Origin of the sequence: Stenotrophomonas sp. PS02300, assembly GCF_029959395.1 — a bacterium.
GTDB classification, from domain to species: Bacteria; Pseudomonadota; Gammaproteobacteria; order Xanthomonadales; family Xanthomonadaceae; genus Stenotrophomonas; species Stenotrophomonas maltophilia_AD.
Genome location: NZ_JASCOP010000094.1, coordinates 1 through 16,596 on the forward strand (window position 1 = coordinate 1; position 16,596 = coordinate 16,596).

General features: G+C 63.2%; 12 protein-coding genes, 1 tRNA gene and 1 pseudogene. All 14 read right to left on the reverse strand.

Features of this window, described 5'->3' with window-relative positions:
- On the reverse strand, positions 1-256 hold a 256-nt coding region (locus QMX79_RS15325; protein WP_282247180.1), incomplete at its 3' end, for a GTP-binding protein.
- Between the two features lie 52 nt (positions 257-308).
- Positions 309-2,450, reverse strand: coding sequence for an elongation factor G (gene fusA / locus QMX79_RS15330; RefSeq protein WP_282247493.1), 2,142 nt, complete (start codon positions 2,448-2,450; stop codon positions 309-311).
- A gap of 136 nt (positions 2,451-2,586) precedes the next feature.
- Positions 2,587-3,054, reverse strand: coding sequence for a 30S ribosomal protein S7 (gene rpsG, locus QMX79_RS15335; protein ID WP_068849450.1), 468 nt, complete (start codon positions 3,052-3,054; stop codon positions 2,587-2,589).
- A gap of 12 nt (positions 3,055-3,066) precedes the next feature.
- Positions 3,067-3,441 (reverse strand): 30S ribosomal protein S12, encoded by a 375-nt coding sequence (gene rpsL / locus QMX79_RS15340; protein WP_025879344.1) that lies wholly within the window; start codon positions 3,439-3,441, stop codon positions 3,067-3,069.
- Between the two features lie 371 nt (positions 3,442-3,812).
- The gene (rpoC, locus tag QMX79_RS15345) at positions 3,813-8,054 is read right to left on the reverse strand and encodes a DNA-directed RNA polymerase subunit beta' (protein WP_282247494.1); all 4,242 of its coding nucleotides are present in this window, start codon (positions 8,052-8,054) and stop codon (positions 3,813-3,815) included.
- Between the two features lie 89 nt (positions 8,055-8,143).
- Positions 8,144-12,298, reverse strand: a complete 4,155-nt coding sequence (rpoB, locus tag QMX79_RS15350) for a DNA-directed RNA polymerase subunit beta (protein WP_282247495.1) — start codon at positions 12,296-12,298, stop codon at positions 8,144-8,146.
- A gap of 252 nt (positions 12,299-12,550) precedes the next feature.
- Positions 12,551-12,919 carry a 50S ribosomal protein L7/L12 gene (gene rplL / locus QMX79_RS15355; RefSeq protein ID WP_282247496.1) on the reverse strand — a complete coding sequence of 123 codons (369 nt, stop codon included), beginning with the start codon at positions 12,917-12,919 and terminating at the stop codon, positions 12,551-12,553.
- A 63-nt stretch (positions 12,920-12,982) separates the two neighbouring features.
- Entirely contained in the window at positions 12,983-13,516 is a 534-nt protein-coding gene (gene rplJ / locus QMX79_RS15360) for a 50S ribosomal protein L10 (RefSeq protein ID WP_282247497.1), read from the reverse strand.
- A gap of 334 nt (positions 13,517-13,850) precedes the next feature.
- Entirely contained in the window at positions 13,851-14,549 is a 699-nt protein-coding gene (gene rplA, locus QMX79_RS15365) for a 50S ribosomal protein L1 (RefSeq protein ID WP_068849440.1), read from the reverse strand.
- Positions 14,550-14,553: 4 nt separating this feature from the next.
- Entirely contained in the window at positions 14,554-14,982 is a 429-nt protein-coding gene (gene rplK, locus QMX79_RS15370) for a 50S ribosomal protein L11 (RefSeq protein ID WP_282247498.1), read from the reverse strand.
- A 199-nt stretch (positions 14,983-15,181) separates the two neighbouring features.
- Positions 15,182-15,742, reverse strand: a complete 561-nt coding sequence (nusG, locus tag QMX79_RS15375) for a transcription termination/antitermination protein NusG (protein ID WP_095364661.1) — start codon at positions 15,740-15,742, stop codon at positions 15,182-15,184.
- Positions 15,743-15,752: 10 nt separating this feature from the next.
- Positions 15,753-16,157: a preprotein translocase subunit SecE gene (gene secE, locus QMX79_RS15380; protein ID WP_282247499.1), complete on the reverse strand. Its 405-nt coding sequence runs from the start codon at positions 16,155-16,157 to the stop codon at positions 15,753-15,755.
- A 44-nt stretch (positions 16,158-16,201) separates the two neighbouring features.
- Positions 16,202-16,277: transfer RNA gene (locus QMX79_RS15385), tRNA-Trp, on the reverse strand.
- A 101-nt stretch (positions 16,278-16,378) separates the two neighbouring features.
- Positions 16,379-16,596, reverse strand: a pseudogene (locus QMX79_RS15390) (elongation factor Tu); the annotation flags it as partial.

The following is a 16,596-nucleotide window of genomic DNA, read 5'->3' on the forward strand; positions in this document are numbered from 1 at the left end:
CATGGCCCGGGCAATCGACGTGGGCGTAGTGACGCTCGGTGGATTCGTATTCGACGTGTGCGGTCGAGATCGTGATGCCACGGGCCTTTTCTTCCGGCGCGGCGTCGATCGCGGAGTAATCCTTGAATTCGCCACCGAAGCGCTCTGCGCCGATCTTGGTCAGCGCAGCAGTCAGCGTGGTCTTGCCATGATCGACGTGACCGATGGTGCCGACGTTGACGTGCGGCTTGGTGCGCTCGAACTTACCCTTTGCCATTGTTGTATACCTTGGATATCAGAAAGAGGGAGATGAAGGCCTGAGCTTATGCTCAGGACTTCTTGATCACGGTTTCGGCGATGTTGTTCGGCGCCGGCTCGTAGTGGTCGAATTCCATCGTGAACGTTGCGCGACCCTGGGTCTGCGAACGCAGCGAGGTGGCGTAACCGAACATTTCACCCAGCGGGATCATCGCGTTGATGATGCTGGCCGAACCGTCACCGGTGGTGCTCGAACCCTGCAGCACGCCACGACGGCGGCTCACGTCGCCCATCACGTCACCCTGGTAATCCTCCGGGGTCACGATCTCGACCTTCATGATCGGCTCGAGCAGGACCGGCTTGGCCTTGGCGAAGCCCTGCTTGAAGGCCATCGACGAAGCCAGCTTGAACGCCATTTCCGAGGAGTCGACGTCATGGTACGAGCCGAACACCAGCTTCACCTTCACGTCCACGACCGGGAAGCCAGCCAGCGGACCGCTGGTGATGGTTTCGCGCAGGCCCTTTTCGATCGACGGGATGAATTCCTTCGGAATCACGCCACCGGTGATGTCGTTGACGAACAGGAAATCGTCCTTGATGTTCGGCGCGATCTTCGGATCGGCACGGTCTTCAGCGGTGATCGGCGACAGTTCGATCACGACGTGACCGTACTGACCCTTACCACCGGACTGCTTGGCGTGCTTGTAATCCGACTTCACGTCGGCCAGCTGGATGGTTTCGCGGTAGGCCACCTGCGGCTTGCCGACATTGGCTTCAACGTTGAACTCGCGCTTCATGCGGTCAACGATGATGTCCAGGTGCAGCTCGCCCATGCCCGAGATGATGGTCTGGCCGGATTCTTCGTCGGTCTTGACGCGGAACGACGGATCTTCCTGGGCCAGGCGGCCAAGGGCGAGACCCATCTTTTCCTGGTCGGACTTGGTCTTCGGTTCGACGGCCATCGAGATGACCGGCTCCGGGAACACCATGCGCTCCAGGATGATCGGGTGCTCCTGCGAGCACAGCGTGTCACCGGTGGTGGTGTCCTTCAGGCCCACGGCCGCGGCGATGTCACCGGCCAGCACTTCCTTGATCTCTTCGCGATCGTTGGAGTGCATCTGCAGGATGCGGCCGATGCGCTCCTTCTTGCCCTTCACCGAGTTCAGCAGCTGGTCGCCGGCGTTCAGCGTGCCCGAGTAGACACGGAAGAAGGTCAGCGCGCCCACGAACGGGTCGGTGATGATCTTGAAGGCCAGCGCCGAGAACGGTGCCTTGTCGTCGGACTTGCGGCTCAGCGCAACGGTTTCGTCATCGACGTCGGTACCGGTCACGTCCGGCACGTCGATCGGCGACGGCAGCAGCTGCACCACGCCGTCCAGCATGGCCTGCACGCCCTTGTTCTTGAACGCCGAGCCGCAGTACATCGGCACGATGTCGGTGGCCAGGGTGCGCACGCGCAGGGCTTCGATGATTTCGGCCTCGGTCAGCTCTTCGCCGCCCAGGTACTTTTCCATCAGCTCTTCGCTGGCTTCAGCCGCGGCTTCGATCATGAAGGTGCGCGCCTCGTCGGCGGCGTCCTTCATGTCGGCCGGGATTTCCAGGTACTCGAACTTCATGCCCTGCGAGGCTTCATCCCAATGGATGGCCTTCATCTTGATCAGGTCGACGACGCCCTTGAAGCCTTCTTCAGCGCCGATCGGCAGCTGCATCGGCACGGCGGTGGCGCCGAGCTTGGCCTTCAGCTGGCCAACGACCTTGGTGAAGTTGGCGCCGGTGCGGTCCATCTTGTTGACGAACGCAATGCGCGGCACCTTGTACCGGTTGGCCTGGCGCCACACGGTTTCGGACTGCGGCTGCACGCCACCGACGGCACACAGCACGAACACCGCACCGTCGAGCACGCGCAGCGAGCGCTCCACTTCGATGGTGAAGTCGACGTGCCCGGGGGTATCGATGATGTTGAAGCGGTGCTCCGGCAGGGACTTGTCCATGCCCTTCCAGAACGCGGTGGTGGCAGCGGACTGGATCGTGATGCCACGCTCCTGCTCCTGCTCCATCCAGTCCATGGTGGCGGCGCCGTCGTGCACTTCACCGATCTTGTGGCTCTTGCCGGTGTAGAACAGGATGCGCTCGGACGTGGTGGTCTTGCCGGCATCGATGTGGGCCATGATGCCGAAATTGCGGTAACGCTCGATGGGAGTGGTGCGGGCCACGGGAGCCTCTCAATTTCTTGGAATTCGGATGGCCGAACGCCGCCTTTCGGCGGCCTTCGGATTGGCGCAGCCCTTCTGGGGCCGCGAGGCAGCACCTTAATGGTGCTGCCGTGCCTGTTTTACAAGGCCGTCAAACTCACCAGCGGTAGTGGGCGAAGGCCTTGTTGGCTTCGGCCATGCGGTGGGTTTCTTCGCGCTTCTTGATGGCGCCACCACGGTTTTCCGAGGCATCCAGCAGTTCTGCAGCCAGCTTCTTCGGCATGGTGTTCTCACCACGCTTACGGGCGGAGTCGATCAGCCAGCGCATGGCCAGGGCCATCTTGCGCGACGAACGCACTTCGACCGGCACCTGGTAGGTCGCACCGCCGACGCGGCGGGACTTCACTTCGACCGACGGAGCCACGTTGTCCAGAGCCTTCTGCACCAGCTCGATGGAGTTCGGGTTCTTTTCGCTGATCACGTCCATGGCGCCATAGACGATCTTTTCAGCGACCGACTTCTTGCCGCTCAGCATCACCATGTTGATGAAGCGCGCGATGGTTTCACTTCCGTGCTTCGGATCCGGCAGGACAGAGCGCTGCGGCGTATTACCTTTACGAGACATGTGTACTTTCCCTTAGCTCTTCGGACGCTTGGCGCCGTACTTGGAACGGCCCTGGCGACGCTTGGCAACGCCGGAGGCGTCCAGCGAGCCACGCACAGTGTGGTAACGCACACCCGGCAGATCCTTGACGCGACCGCCACGGATCAGGACCACGGAGTGCTCCTGCAGGTTGTGGCCTTCGCCGCCGATGTAGCTAATCACTTCTTCCTGGTTGGTCAGGCGAACCTTGGCAACCTTGCGAAGCGCCGAGTTCGGCTTCTTCGGAGTGGTGGTGTACACGCGCGTGCAGACGCCACGGCGCTGGGGGCACTTTTCAAGAGCCGGGGAGGCACTCTTGTAAGTGGTTGCCTGCCGCGGCTTGCGGACAAGCTGATTGATCGTCGCCATCAGTAAGTTCTTCTGAGAGAGGCCCGATGAAAACAGGCCATGAATGCGGATATGTGCGAGCAGGCGAGAAACCGGCCTGCTGAGACAGACGATTGTAGCAACCCGGCGAAAACGCAGTCAACCGCGCGCACGCCAAGCCAGCCCTGATCCCGGGCCGTTACAGGGGAGCCTTTTCCATGCCCCCCGTTCAGGTTGTCAAACCGGCCCCCTTTCGAGGACCGGCCGGCATCCTACCCTATTGGTGGCGGTTACGCCACCGACAAGGTGGGTTCGGCACCACCAACGGTGGCGCCCTACCCCTTCGAATGTCGTCCGACCAACGGTCGGCCGCTACCCGAAGGTGGTCCGGCCCGAAGGCCGGACCGGATTTCTCATTCCTCGCCCGAGGCCGATTCGGCTTCGGTCGATTCCACTGCCACCGGGGCAGCCGGCACCACTTCAGCCACCGCCGGCGTGCCGGACAGGGTCTGCATTTCCGACTCGGTCAGCCCGGAGGCGTTGCGACGACGGTTGGCGTGGTAGGCCAGGCCGGTACCGGCCGGGATCAGGCGGCCGACGATGACGTTTTCCTTCAGGCCGCGCAGGTTGTCCGAGGTGCCGCGGACGGCAGCTTCGGTCAGCACGCGGGTGGTTTCCTGGAACGAGGCCGCCGAAATGAACGACTCGGTGGCCAGCGACGCCTTGGTGATGCCCAGCAGGACCGGGTCGAAACGGGCGATCAGCTCGTTGCGGGTGGCCAGGCGTGCATTTTCCTCGATGACGCGCTGGCGCTCGGCCTGCTCGCCATTCAGGAACTTGCTGCTGCCCTGGTCGGTGATCTCGACCTTGCGCAGCATCTGGCGGGTGATCACTTCAATGTGCTTGTCGTTGATCTTCACGCCCTGCAGGCGGTACACGTCCTGGATTTCCTTGACCAGGTAGGCAGCCAGCGGTTCGACACCCAGCAGGCGCAGGATGTCCTGCGGGCTCGGCTCGCCGTCCACGATGGTTTCGCCCTTGGTCACGTGCTCGCCTTCGAACACGATCACCTGGCGGTACTTCGGGATCAGCTCTTCGTGTTCCGAACCATCGGTGTCCTTGATGATCAGGCGCTGCTTGCCCTTGGTGTCCTTGCCGAAGCTGATGATGCCCGAACGCTCGGCCAGGATCGCCGGATCCTTCGGCTTGCGTGCTTCGAACAGATCGGCCACGCGCGGCAGACCACCGGTGATGTCGCGGGTCTTGGACGCTTCCTGCGGGATCTTGGCGACCACGTCGCCCACGCCGACGGCGGCGCCGTCCTGCAGGTTGACGATGGAACGCGGCGGCAGCAGGTACTGGGCCGGCAGGTCGGTGTTCGGGATGGTCAGGTCATTGCCCTTGGCATCCACGATGCGCACGATCGGGCGCAGCTCCTTGGCCTGCGAGCCACGACGCTTCGGGTCGGTGATTTCGCGCGAGGCCAGGCCGGTCAGTTCGTCGGTCTTCTCGATGACGGTGACGCCGTCGATGAAGTCGATGAAGCGGATGAAACCGGCCACTTCGGACACGATCGGGTGGTTATGCGGATCCCAGTTGGCCACGGTCTGGCCAGCCTTCACAGCATCGCCGTCCTTGGACGCGATCATCGAGCCGTACGGCAGCTTGTAACGCTCACGCTCACGACCGTGGGCATCGAGCACCGAGATTTCACCCGAGCGCGAGACCGCCACCAGCGAGCCGCTGGCGTGTTCGACGGACTTGAGGTTGTTGAACTTCACCGAACCGGTGGTCTTGACCGTGATGTTGTCCACGGCTGCCGCACGCGATGCCGCACCACCGATGTGGAACGTACGCATGGTCAGCTGGGTACCCGGCTCACCGATCGACTGCGCGGCGATGACGCCCACCGCCTCACCGATGTTGACCAGGTGGCCACGGGCCAGGTCGCGACCGTAGCAGTGGCCGCACACGCCGAACGCCGATTCGCAGCTGATCGTGGAGCGCACCTTGATGCTCTGCACGCCGGCATCTTCCAGCTTGGCCACCCAGGCTTCGTCGAGCAGGGTGTTGCGGGTCACGATCGGATCTTCGTCGTTGCCCGGCAGGAACACGTCCTCGGCCACGACACGACCCAGCACGCGGTCCTTCAGCGGCTCCACGACGTCGCCGCCTTCCACGATCGGGGTCATGGTCAGGCCTTCGGAGGTACCGCAATCCACCTCGGTGATGACCACGTCCTGCGCCACGTCCACCAGACGACGGGTCAGGTAACCCGAGTTGGCGGTCTTCAGCGCGGTATCGGCCAGGCCCTTACGGGCACCGTGGGTGGAGTTGAAGTACTCCTGCACGTTCAGGCCTTCACGGAAGTTCGCCTTGATGGGCGTTTCGATGATCGAGCCATCCGGACGGGCCATCAGGCCACGCATGCCGGCCAGCTGGCGGATCTGCGCCTGCGAACCACGGGCACCGGAGTCGGCCATGATGTACAGCGAGTTCATCGACTTCTGGTCGATGGTCTCGCCCTTGGCGTTGACCACCTTCTCGGTACCAATGGTGTCCATCATCGCCTTGGCGATGCGTTCATTGGTACGCGACCAGATGTCGACCACCTTGTTGTAGCGCTCGCCGGCGGTGACCAGGCCCGACTGGTACTGCTCCTGGATTTCCAGCACTTCGGCTTCGGCCTCGGTGAGGATGCCGCGCTTCTCGTCCGGGATCAGCATGTCGTCGATACCGATCGACACGCCTGCACGGGTTGCGTAGGCGAAGCCGGTGTACATCAGCTTGTCGGCGAACACGACCGTGTCCTTCAAGCCCAGCTGGCGGTAGCTGGAGTTGATCAGGCGGCTGATGTTCTTCTTGGTCAGCTCGGTGTTGGCCAGCGCGAACGGCAGGCCTTCCGGCAGGATTTCGGCCAGCAGGGCGCGACCGATCGTGGTGTCCACGATCGAGGTCTTGTTCTGCTTGTCGCCGTTTTCGTCGGTCACCACTTCGGTGATGCGGACCTTGACCTTGGCGTGCAGTTCCACCACGCGGTTGTCATAGGCACGCTTCACTTCGGCGATGTTGGCGAAGGCCATGCCCTCGCCCTTCTTGTTTTCCAGGGCGCGGGTCATGTAGTACAGACCCAGCACCACGTCCTGCGACGGCACGATGATCGGCTCGCCGTTGGCCGGCGACAGGATGTTGTTGGTGGACATCATCAGCGCACGCGCTTCCAGCTGGGCTTCCAGCGAGAGCGGCACGTGGACGGCCATCTGGTCACCGTCGAAGTCGGCGTTGAACGCGGTGCAGACCAGCGGGTGCAGCTGGATGGCCTTGCCTTCGATCAGCACCGGCTCGAACGCCTGGATGCCCAGGCGGTGCAGGGTCGGCGCACGGTTCAGCATCACCGGGTGTTCGCGGATGACCTCTTCCAGGATGTCCCAGACTTCGGCTTCTTCGCGCTCGACCAGCTTCTTGGCGGCCTTGATGGTGGTGGCCAGGCCACGACGCTGCAGCTTGGCGAACACGAACGGCTTGAACAGCTCGAGCGCCATCTTCTTCGGCAGGCCGCACTGGTGCAGGCGCAGGTACGGACCGACCACGATGACCGAACGGCCCGAGTAGTCGACGCGCTTGCCCAGCAGGTTCTGGCGGAAGCGACCCTGCTTGCCCTTGATCATGTCGGCCAGCGACTTCAGCGGGCGCTTGTTGGTGCCGGTGATGGCACGGCCGCGGCGGCCGTTGTCCAGCAGCGCATCGACCGATTCCTGCAGCATGCGCTTTTCATTGCGCACGATGATGTCCGGCGCGTTCAGCTCGAGCAGGCGGCGCAGGCGGTTGTTGCGGTTGATGACGCGGCGGTACAGGTCGTTCAGGTCGGAGGTCGCGAAGCGGCCACCATCCAGCGGCACCAGCGGACGCAGGTCCGGCGGCAGCACCGGCAGCACGGTCATGACCATCCACTCCGGGCGGTTGCCCGATTCCAGGAAGGCTTCGACCAGCTTGATGCGCTTGGTGAGGCGCTTGAGCTTGGTTTCCGAACCGGTGCTGGCGATTTCTTCGCGCAGGCGGGTCATTTCCGACTGCAGGTCGATGGTGCGCAGCAGTTCGTACACGGCCTCGGCGCCCATGGCGGCGTCGAAGTCGTCGCCGTGCTCCTGGCGTGCCTGCAGGTACTGTTCTTCGGTCAGCAGCTGGCGGCGCTCCAGGGCGGTCAGGCCCGGCTCGGTCACCACGTAGGCTTCGAAGTACAGCACGCGCTCGATGTCACGCAGGGTCATGTCCAGCATCAGGCCGATGCGCGACGGCAGCGACTTGAGGAACCAGATGTGCGCGACCGGCGAAGCCAGGTCGATGTGGCCCATGCGCTCGCGGCGCACCTTGGCCAGGGTCACTTCGGTGCCGCACTTTTCGCAGACCACGCCGCGGTGCTTCATGCGCTTGTACTTGCCGCACAGGCACTCGTAGTCCTTGACCGGTCCGAAGATGGCGGCGCAGAACAGGCCGTCACGCTCCGGCTTGAAGGTACGGTAGTTGATGGTTTCCGGCTTCTTCACTTCGCCGAAGGACCACGAACGGATCAGGTCCGGCGAGGCCAGCGCGATCTTGATCGCGTCGAAGTCCAGCGTCTGGCGCTGCTGGTTGAAGAGGTTGAGCAGGTCTTTCATGGTGTTTCTCCTAAAGGAGTAAATCTTGTCGAGGGGGCTGTCAGGTCACATCCGGCGGCGCGGCGGCCGGGGCAGCCGCGCCTGCACGATCAGTTGTCTTCCAGTTCCATGTTGATGGCCAGCGAGCGGATTTCCTTCACGAGCACGTTGAAGGATTCCGGCATGCCCGCGACCATCTCGTGCTCACCGTCGACGATGTTCTTGTACATCTGGTTGCGGCCCTGCACGTCATCGGACTTCACCGTCAGCATTTCCTGCAGGGTGTAGGCCGCGCCGTAGGCTTCCAGCGCCCAGACTTCCATTTCACCGAAGCGCTGGCCGCCGAACTGCGCCTTGCCGCCCAGCGGCTGCTGGGTAACGAGCGAGTACGGACCGGTCGAACGGGCGTGCATCTTGTCGTCGACCAGGTGGTTCAGCTTCAGGTAGTGCATGTAGCCCACGGTGGTGTGGCGATCGAATGCCTCGCCGGTACGACCGTCATACAGCTGGGTCTGGCCGCTGAGCGGCAGGTCAGCCAGGGCAAGCATGTGCTTGATCTCAGCTTCGGTGGCACCGTCGAACACCGGGGTGGCCATCGGCACGCCGTCGGTCAGGTTGCCGGCCAGGCGCAGCAGCTCCTCGTCGCTGAACTGGGTCAGGTCGACGTGGTTGGCGTGCTGGGTCTTGTCGTGGTTGTACACGTCGTCCAGGAACTTGCGCAGGTCGTTGATCGCGGCCTGTGCCTCGAGCATGCCCTGGATCTTGCGGCCCAGGCCCTTTGCGGCCCAGCCCAGGTGCACTTCCAGGATCTGGCCGATGTTCATGCGCGACGGCACGCCCAGCGGGTTCAGCACGATGTCCACGGTCTCGCCCGAGGCCATGTACGGCATGTCCTCGACCGGCACCACGTTGGAGACCACACCCTTGTTGCCGTGGCGGCCTGCCATCTTGTCGCCCGGCTGGATGCGGCGCTTCACGGCCAGGAACACCTTGACCATCTTCAGCACGCCCGGGGCGAGGTCGTCGCCGGCGGTGATCTTGCCGCGCTTGTCGGCGAAGCGACGCTCGAATTCCTTCTCGTGCGCCTGGATCTGCTTCTGGGCGCGTTCGATGGCTTCGGAAGCGTCGTCGTCCTTCATGCGCAGCACGAACCAGTCAGCCTTCTTCAGGCCGTCCAGGTAGGCGTCGGTGATGGTGTCGCCCTTCTTCAGGTTGGCACCGCCGTTGGCGACCTTGCCCACGATCTGCGAGCGCAGGCGTGCGTAGATGGCGCCTTCCAGGATGCGGAACTGGTCGTCGAAGTCCTTCTTGACGCGCTTGATCTCGCTTTCCTCGATCTGGCGCGCACGCTTGTCCTTCTCGATGCCGTCGCGGGTGAAGACCTGCACGTCGATGACGGTGCCGTCCATGCCCGGCGGCACGCGCAGCGAGCTGTCCTTCACGTCCGACGCCTTCTCACCGAAGATCGCGCGGAGCAGCTTCTCTTCCGGGGTCAGCTGGCTTTCGCCCTTCGGGGTGACCTTGCCGACCATGATGTCGCCGGCGCGCACTTCGGCACCGATGTACACCACGCCCGACTCATCCAGGCGGTTCAGGGCCTGCTCGGACACGTTCGGGATGTCGGCGGAGATTTCCTCCGGCCCCAGCTTGGTGTCACGCGCAACGCAGGTCAGCTCTTCGATGTGGATCGTGGTGTAACGATCTTCTTCCACCACGCGCTCGGAGAGCAGGATGGAGTCTTCGAAGTTGTAGCCGTTCCACGGCATGAAGGCGATCAGCATGTTCTGGCCCAGGGCCAGTTCGCCGATGTCGGTGGACGGACCATCGGCCAGCACGTCGCCACGCGCCACCACGTTGCCCACTTCCACCAGCGGGCGCTGGTTGATGCAGGTGTTCTGGTTGGAACGGGTGTACTTGATCAGGTTGTAGATATCCACGCCGGCATCGCTGGCGTCGGTGATTTCCACTTCGTTGACCTTGACCACGATGCGGCCGGCGTCGATCTGCACGATCTCGCCGCCACGACGGGCGTTCACGGTCACACCCGAGTCACGGGCCACGGCGCGTTCGATACCGGTACCCACCAGCGGCTTCTGCGCACGCAGGGTCGGCACGGCCTGGCGCTGCATGTTGGCGCCCATCAGTGCACGGTTGGCGTCATCGTGTTCCAGGAACGGAACCAGCGCCGCTGCGATCGACACGGTCTGCATCGGCGAGACGTCCATGAAGTGGACTTCCGCCGGCGGCTTCAGCAGCGACTCACCCTGGAACCGGCACGGCACGAACTGCTCGGTGAGCATGCTCTTGGCGTCGGTCAGGGCGTTGGCCTGGGCAATGACGTATTCGTTTTCTTCGATGGCCGACAGGAACTCGATCTCGTCGGACACCTTGCCGTCGTGCACCTTGCGGTACGGGGTTTCCAGGAAGCCGTACTGGTTGGTGCGGGCGTACACGGCCAGCGAGTTGATCAGGCCGATGTTCGGGCCTTCCGGCGTTTCGATGGTGCAGACGCGGCCGTAGTGGGTCGGGTGCACGTCGCGCACTTCGAAGCCGGCACGCTCACGGGTCAGGCCGCCCGGGCCCAGGGCCGAGACGCGACGCTTGTGGGTGACTTCCGACAGCGGGTTGTTCTGGTCCATGAACTGCGACAGCTGCGAGGAGCCGAAGAATTCCTTGATCGCAGCGGCAACCGGCTTGGCGTTGATCAGCTCCTGCGGGGTCAGGCCTTCGGATTCGGCCATCGACAGGCGCTCCTTGACCGCGCGCTCGACGCGGACCAGGCCCACGCGGAACACGTTCTCGGCCATTTCGCCGACCGAACGCACGCGACGGTTGCCCAGGTGATCGATGTCATCGACCACGCCGCGACCGTTGCGGATCTCGGTGAGGACCTTGATCACGTCCAGGATGTCGGAGCTGTCGCCGTGCTCGGCGACCAGGCGCTTGGACTCTTCGTCGTTGCGCTCGCCGAAGTACTTGCGGTCGTACAGCACTGCTTCACCGGTGACTTCCTTGCGGCCGACACGACGGTTGAACTTCATGCGGCCAACCGTGGACAGGTCGTAGCGCTCGAAGGTGAAGAACAGGTTGTGGAACAGGTTCTGCGCGGCGTCCTTGGTCGGCGGCTCGCCCGGACGCATCATGCGATAGATTTCGACCAGCGCTTCGAGCTGGGTCTTGGTCGGATCGATGCGCAGGGTGTTGGACAGGTACGGGCCACGATCCAGATCGTTCACCCACAGGGTGCCCACGGCATCCACGCCGGCCTTGCGGAAGGCCTGCAGCTGCTCGTCGGTGATTTCGTCGTTGGCCTGGGCCAGCAGTTCGCCGGTACCGGCGTCGACCACGTCGTGGGACAGGATGCGGCCGACGATGTAATCGTCCGGCACGGCCAGGGCGGCAATGCCCGAGGCTTCCAGCTGCTTGACGTGGCGCGCGGTGATGCGCTTGCCGGCTTCGACGATGACCTTGTCGCCGTCGGCCAGGTCGAAGTTCAGGGTCTCGCCGCGCAGGCGCTCGGCAACCAGTTCGAGCTGCACGCCTTCATCGGGATTGATGTGGAAGGTGTTGATCTCGAAGAACTCGGCCAGCATCTCTTCGTTGCTGTAGCCCAGCGCACGCAGCAGGATCGACACCGGCAGCTTGCGGCGACGGTCGATACGGGTGAACAGCGCGTCCTTCGGGTCGAACTCGAAGTCCAGCCAGGAACCGCGGTACGGGATGATGCGGGCGCTGTACAGCAGCTTGCCCGAGCTGTGGGTCTTGCCACGGTCGTGGTCGAAGAACACGCCCGGCGAACGGTGCAGCTGCGAGACGATGACGCGCTCGGTGCCGTTGACGATGAAGGTGCCGTTGTCGGTCATCAGCGGGATTTCGCCGAGGTAGACCTCCTGCTCCTTCACGTACTTGATGGCCTTGGTGGACGACTCGCGGTCGTAGATCACCAGGCGCACGGTCACGCGCAGCGGCGCGCCGTAGCTCATGCCACGCTGGCGGCATTCACGCTCGTCGAAGACCGGGTCGCCCAGCTTGTAGCCCACGTATTCCAGCGCAGCGTTGCCGCTGTAGCTGGCGATCGGGAACACCGACTTCAGGGCCGCGTGCAGGCCGAGATCACGGCGCTTGGCCGGATCCACGTTTTCCTGCAGGAATTCGCGGTAGGAATCCACCTGGATGGCGAGCAGGAACGGCACTTCGAGGATCGAGCGCTGCTTGCCGAAATCCTTGCGGATACGCTTTTTTTCGGTGAACGAATATGACGTCATGGGGTCTCACCTTGGCTGTGCGGGCCCCGCCATGGAGGCGTGGCCCGAAGGGAACATGAAAATTGTCAGTTGGAAGTCGCTGGTATTGCCGGCACCAGCACGCCTTCTCCCGCTACTTCCAACTACCAACTCGCCGGCCTGGGCCGGTAACGCTGGATTTCGGTCGTTGCCGCAACAACGACCAAAGGCCGGGGGCTTACGCCCCCAGCCTTCGCTGCATCGCCGTGATTCGATGGCGACGCAAGGAGCTGCTTACTTGACTTCGACAGTCGCGCCAGCAGCTTCCAGGTCCTTCTTGAACTTGGCAGCGTCGTCCTTCGAAGCGGCTTCCTTGATCATGCCGCCGGCTTCTGCCAGATCCTTGGCTTCCTTCAGGCCCAGGCCGGTGATGGCGCGAACGGCCTTGATGACTTCGACCTTCTTGTCGCCGGCCGACTTCAGGATGACGTCGAATTCGGTCTGCTCTTCGGCAGCAACGGCCGGGCCAGCGGCAGCAGCCACGGCGACCGGAGCAGCGGCGGAAACGCCGAACTTCTCTTCGATGGCCTTGACCAGCTCCATCACTTCCATCAGGGACTTCTCGGCGATGGCGTCGACGATCTGTTCGTTGGTAAGGGACATTTTGATTACCTTTGGATAATTTTTCTGGGTTCAGGTTCCGTCAGGAACCACGTAAACAGCGACTCAGGCGGTTTCGGCAGCCGGCTCGGCAGCGTCGGCGGTCTCGCCACCGTTCTGCTTGTCGCCGATGGCCTTGATGGCGCGGGCGAACATCGTGACCGGCTCGGTCAGGACGCGGGCCAGCATGGCCAGGGCCTGATCGCGGGTCGGCAGCGATGCCAGCACGTCGACGTGGCTTGCCGGGAACACTTCGCCACCGATGGCAACGACCTGCGGAAGCAGCTTGGCGTTGTTCTTGGCAGCTTCCTTGATCAGGCGACCGGCTGCGCCGGGCTCCTCAAGCGAGAACGCGAACAGCATCGGACCGGTGAACTTGTCCGTTGCACATTCAAACTCGGTGCCCTTGACGGCGCGCTCGGCCAGCGTGTTCTTGACAACTTTCAAGAAAACGCCGGTTTCGCGGGCCTGCTTGCGCATCGCGGTCATCTGGGAGACCGTGGTGCCAGCGTAATGGGCTGCGATCAAGGAGTGAGCCTTGGCAGCGACGTCCGCAACCTCGGCGACTACTTCTTGCTTCTGGGACAGATTGAGAGCCATTGCACTCCTCCAATTGAACTCCGCTTACGGCTCCTGCCGTTTGCGGTCCTGGGCAGCATCCTTCCTGGACGCCGGGAACATCGGGACGATGTTCCAAGGGTGGGCCGTTCTAGACCTGGATGGCCAACCTGGGTGAACCCAGACCTGCGTAAACCAGAAAAACTCCAGAAGGGCACCATCTACGCAGGGTGATTCCCGGGGGAATCGATTAAGCGGTCGGCATGCGCCCACCACCCCTGCGGTCTTTGACGGCTATCGTCACGGGACGGGCCCGCTCGGATTGCCTTCAAATGTCACGGGTGCACGGCCGAAACCGCGCACCCGCTTGAAACGATTACTTCAGGGTCAGCGACGACTGGTCGACGGTGACGCCCGGGCCCATCGTCGAGCTGACCGAAACCTTCTGCAGGTAGGTGCCCTTCGAGGTAGCCGGCTTGGCCTTGATCAGGTCCAGCAGCAGCGCCTGCAGGTTCGACTTCAGCGCGTCTTCGGCGAAGTCGGCCTTGCCGATGGTGCAGTGGATGATGCCGGCCTTGTCGGTGCGGTAGCGCACCTGGCCCGACTTGGCGTTCTTGACGGCTTCGCCCGGGTTGGCCGACACGGTGCCGACCTTCGGGTTCGGCATCAGGCCGCGCGGGCCGAGCACGGTGCCCAGCTTACCCACGACGCGCATGGCGTCCGGGGTGGCGATGACGACGTCATAGTTCAGATCGCCGGCCTGCATCTTCTCGGCCAGGTCGTCCATGCCGACGGCTTCGGCGCCAGCGGCCAGGGCTTCGTCAGCCTTGGCACCGGCCGGTGCGAACACCGCAACGCGCACGCTCTTGCCGGTACCGGCCGGCAGCACGGTCGAACCGCGCACCTGCTGGTCGGACTTCTTGGCGTCCACGCCCAGGCGCACGGCGACGTCGAAGGACTCGACGAACTTGGCCTTGGTAGCGGTCTTCAGGATCTTGATTGCGTCCTCGAAGGCGTAAGCCTTGCCCGGGACGACGGCGGCCTGGATGGCCTTCTCACGCTTGGTCTGTGCCATCTTCTTAACCCTCTACCACAAGGCCCATGGAACGGGCAGAACCAGCGATCGTGCGCACGGCGGCGTCCAGGTCGGCGGCCGTCAGGTCAGCTTCCTTCGCCTTGGCGATCTCTTCCAGCTGCTTGCGGGTCACCTTGCCGATCTTGTCGGTGTTCGGGCGCTTGGAGCCCGAGGTCACGCCAGCGGCCTTCTTCAGCAGCGTGGTGGCCGGGGTGCTCTTGGTGATGAAGGTGAACGTACGGTCCGAATAGGCCGTGATGATCACCGGAACCGGCAGACCCGGCTCGAGCTTCTGCGTGGCGGCATTGAAGGCCTTGCAGAACTCCATGATGTTCAGGCCACGCTGACCCAGCGCGGGACCGACCGGCGGCGAGGGGTTGGCCTGGCCGGCCTTCACCTGCAGCTTGATGTAACCAATTACTTTCTTTGCCATGTGAATACTCTCCGGGTGCTAGCGCCTTGCGACCACAGGCTCCCCATCGGACCGGGAATCACGCGTCCCGGCATCGCGTTTTTGAATTCATGCAGAAGGCCACCTCGCGGCGGCCCTATGCTTTTGCCAGCTTCCTGGCAGGAAGCCGCGCACTATATCAGATTTTCAGACCACCGCGTGAATGCGGGCGGCGGCCGGATCAGGTGGCCTTTTCGACCTGGCCGAACTCGAGCTCGACCGGGGTGGCGCGACCGAAGATCAGCACCGAGACGCGCAGGCGGCTCTTCTCGTAGTTGACTTCTTCCACGACGCCATTGAAGTCGTTGAACGGGCCTTCGGTGACTCGGACCATCTGGCCCGGCTCGAACAGCACCTTCGGACGGGGCTTCTCAACACCTTCCTGAACGCGGTTCAGGATGGCCTCGGCCTCGTGATCCGCGATCGGCAGCGGGCGATCGGCGGTACCGCCGATGAAGCCCAGCACCTTGGGCGTTTCCTTGACCAGATGCCAGCTTTCGCTCTCGATCCGGGGAATGCCGTTCTCTTCGTGCGTCTCGATCTGGACCAGGACGTAACCGGGGAAGAACTTGCGCTCGGAACGGCGCTTCTGGCCGGAACGCATTTCAACCACTTCCTCGGTCGGGACGAGCACGTCACCGAAGAATTCCTGCTTTTCTTGACGCTCGATACGGCCGCGCAGATCCTGCGCAACCGACTTCTCGAAGCCTGAATAGGCGTGAACGACATACCAACGCTTCACAGGTTTCTCCTTATCGACCCAGGAACAACTGGATCGCTTTCTGAATCAAGAAATCAAAGCCGCCGAGCAGCAGGCTGAGGATGATCACCACGACCATCACCACCCACGTCATGCGGATGGCTTCCTGGCGCGTCGGCCAGACCACCTTGCGCAGCTCGAAACGGGATTCGGAAAGGAATTCACGGGTATCGCGACCCTTGGCGGTCAGCATGAACACGCCAAAGCCGGCGGCCAGGCCGACGGCGACACCCAGGCCACGCAGGGGACCGGACCAGGCACTCTGGGCCGCATGCTCGGGCATGCCGAACCAGAACCACGCAAAAAGGCCCGCAAGTGCCAGGAGCACTGCGGCGGCGTATTTGACGATGTCACCCCCGGTGGAGGTGTCCTTGGAATGCTCGATCTTGCTGTTCATCCGGCTCTGGCTGCTGTGGCGGCATGGCCGCTGGAAGGGAGAAGTGGCACGCCAGGAGGGACTCGAACCCCCAACCTGCGGTTTTGGAGACCGCTGCTCTGCCAATTGAGCTACTGGCGTACTGAAAAAACTGCCTTCCCTTAGACGGCGAAGGCGGACCGAGGTTCCCGGCCCGCCGTTCGCGAGACCGGCAGCGCTTTGCTGCCGCCGGTATTGCAGAATTACTTGATGATCTTGGAGACCACGCCGGCGCCGACGGTACGACCGCCTTCACGAATGGCGAAACGCAGGCCTTCATCCATCGCGACCGGATTGATCAGGGTCACGACCATCTTCACGTTGTCACCCGGCATCACCATCTCGACGCCTTCCGGCAGCTTGGCGGCGCCAGTGATGTCGGTGGTACGGAAGTAGAACTGCGGGCGGTAGCCGTTGAAGA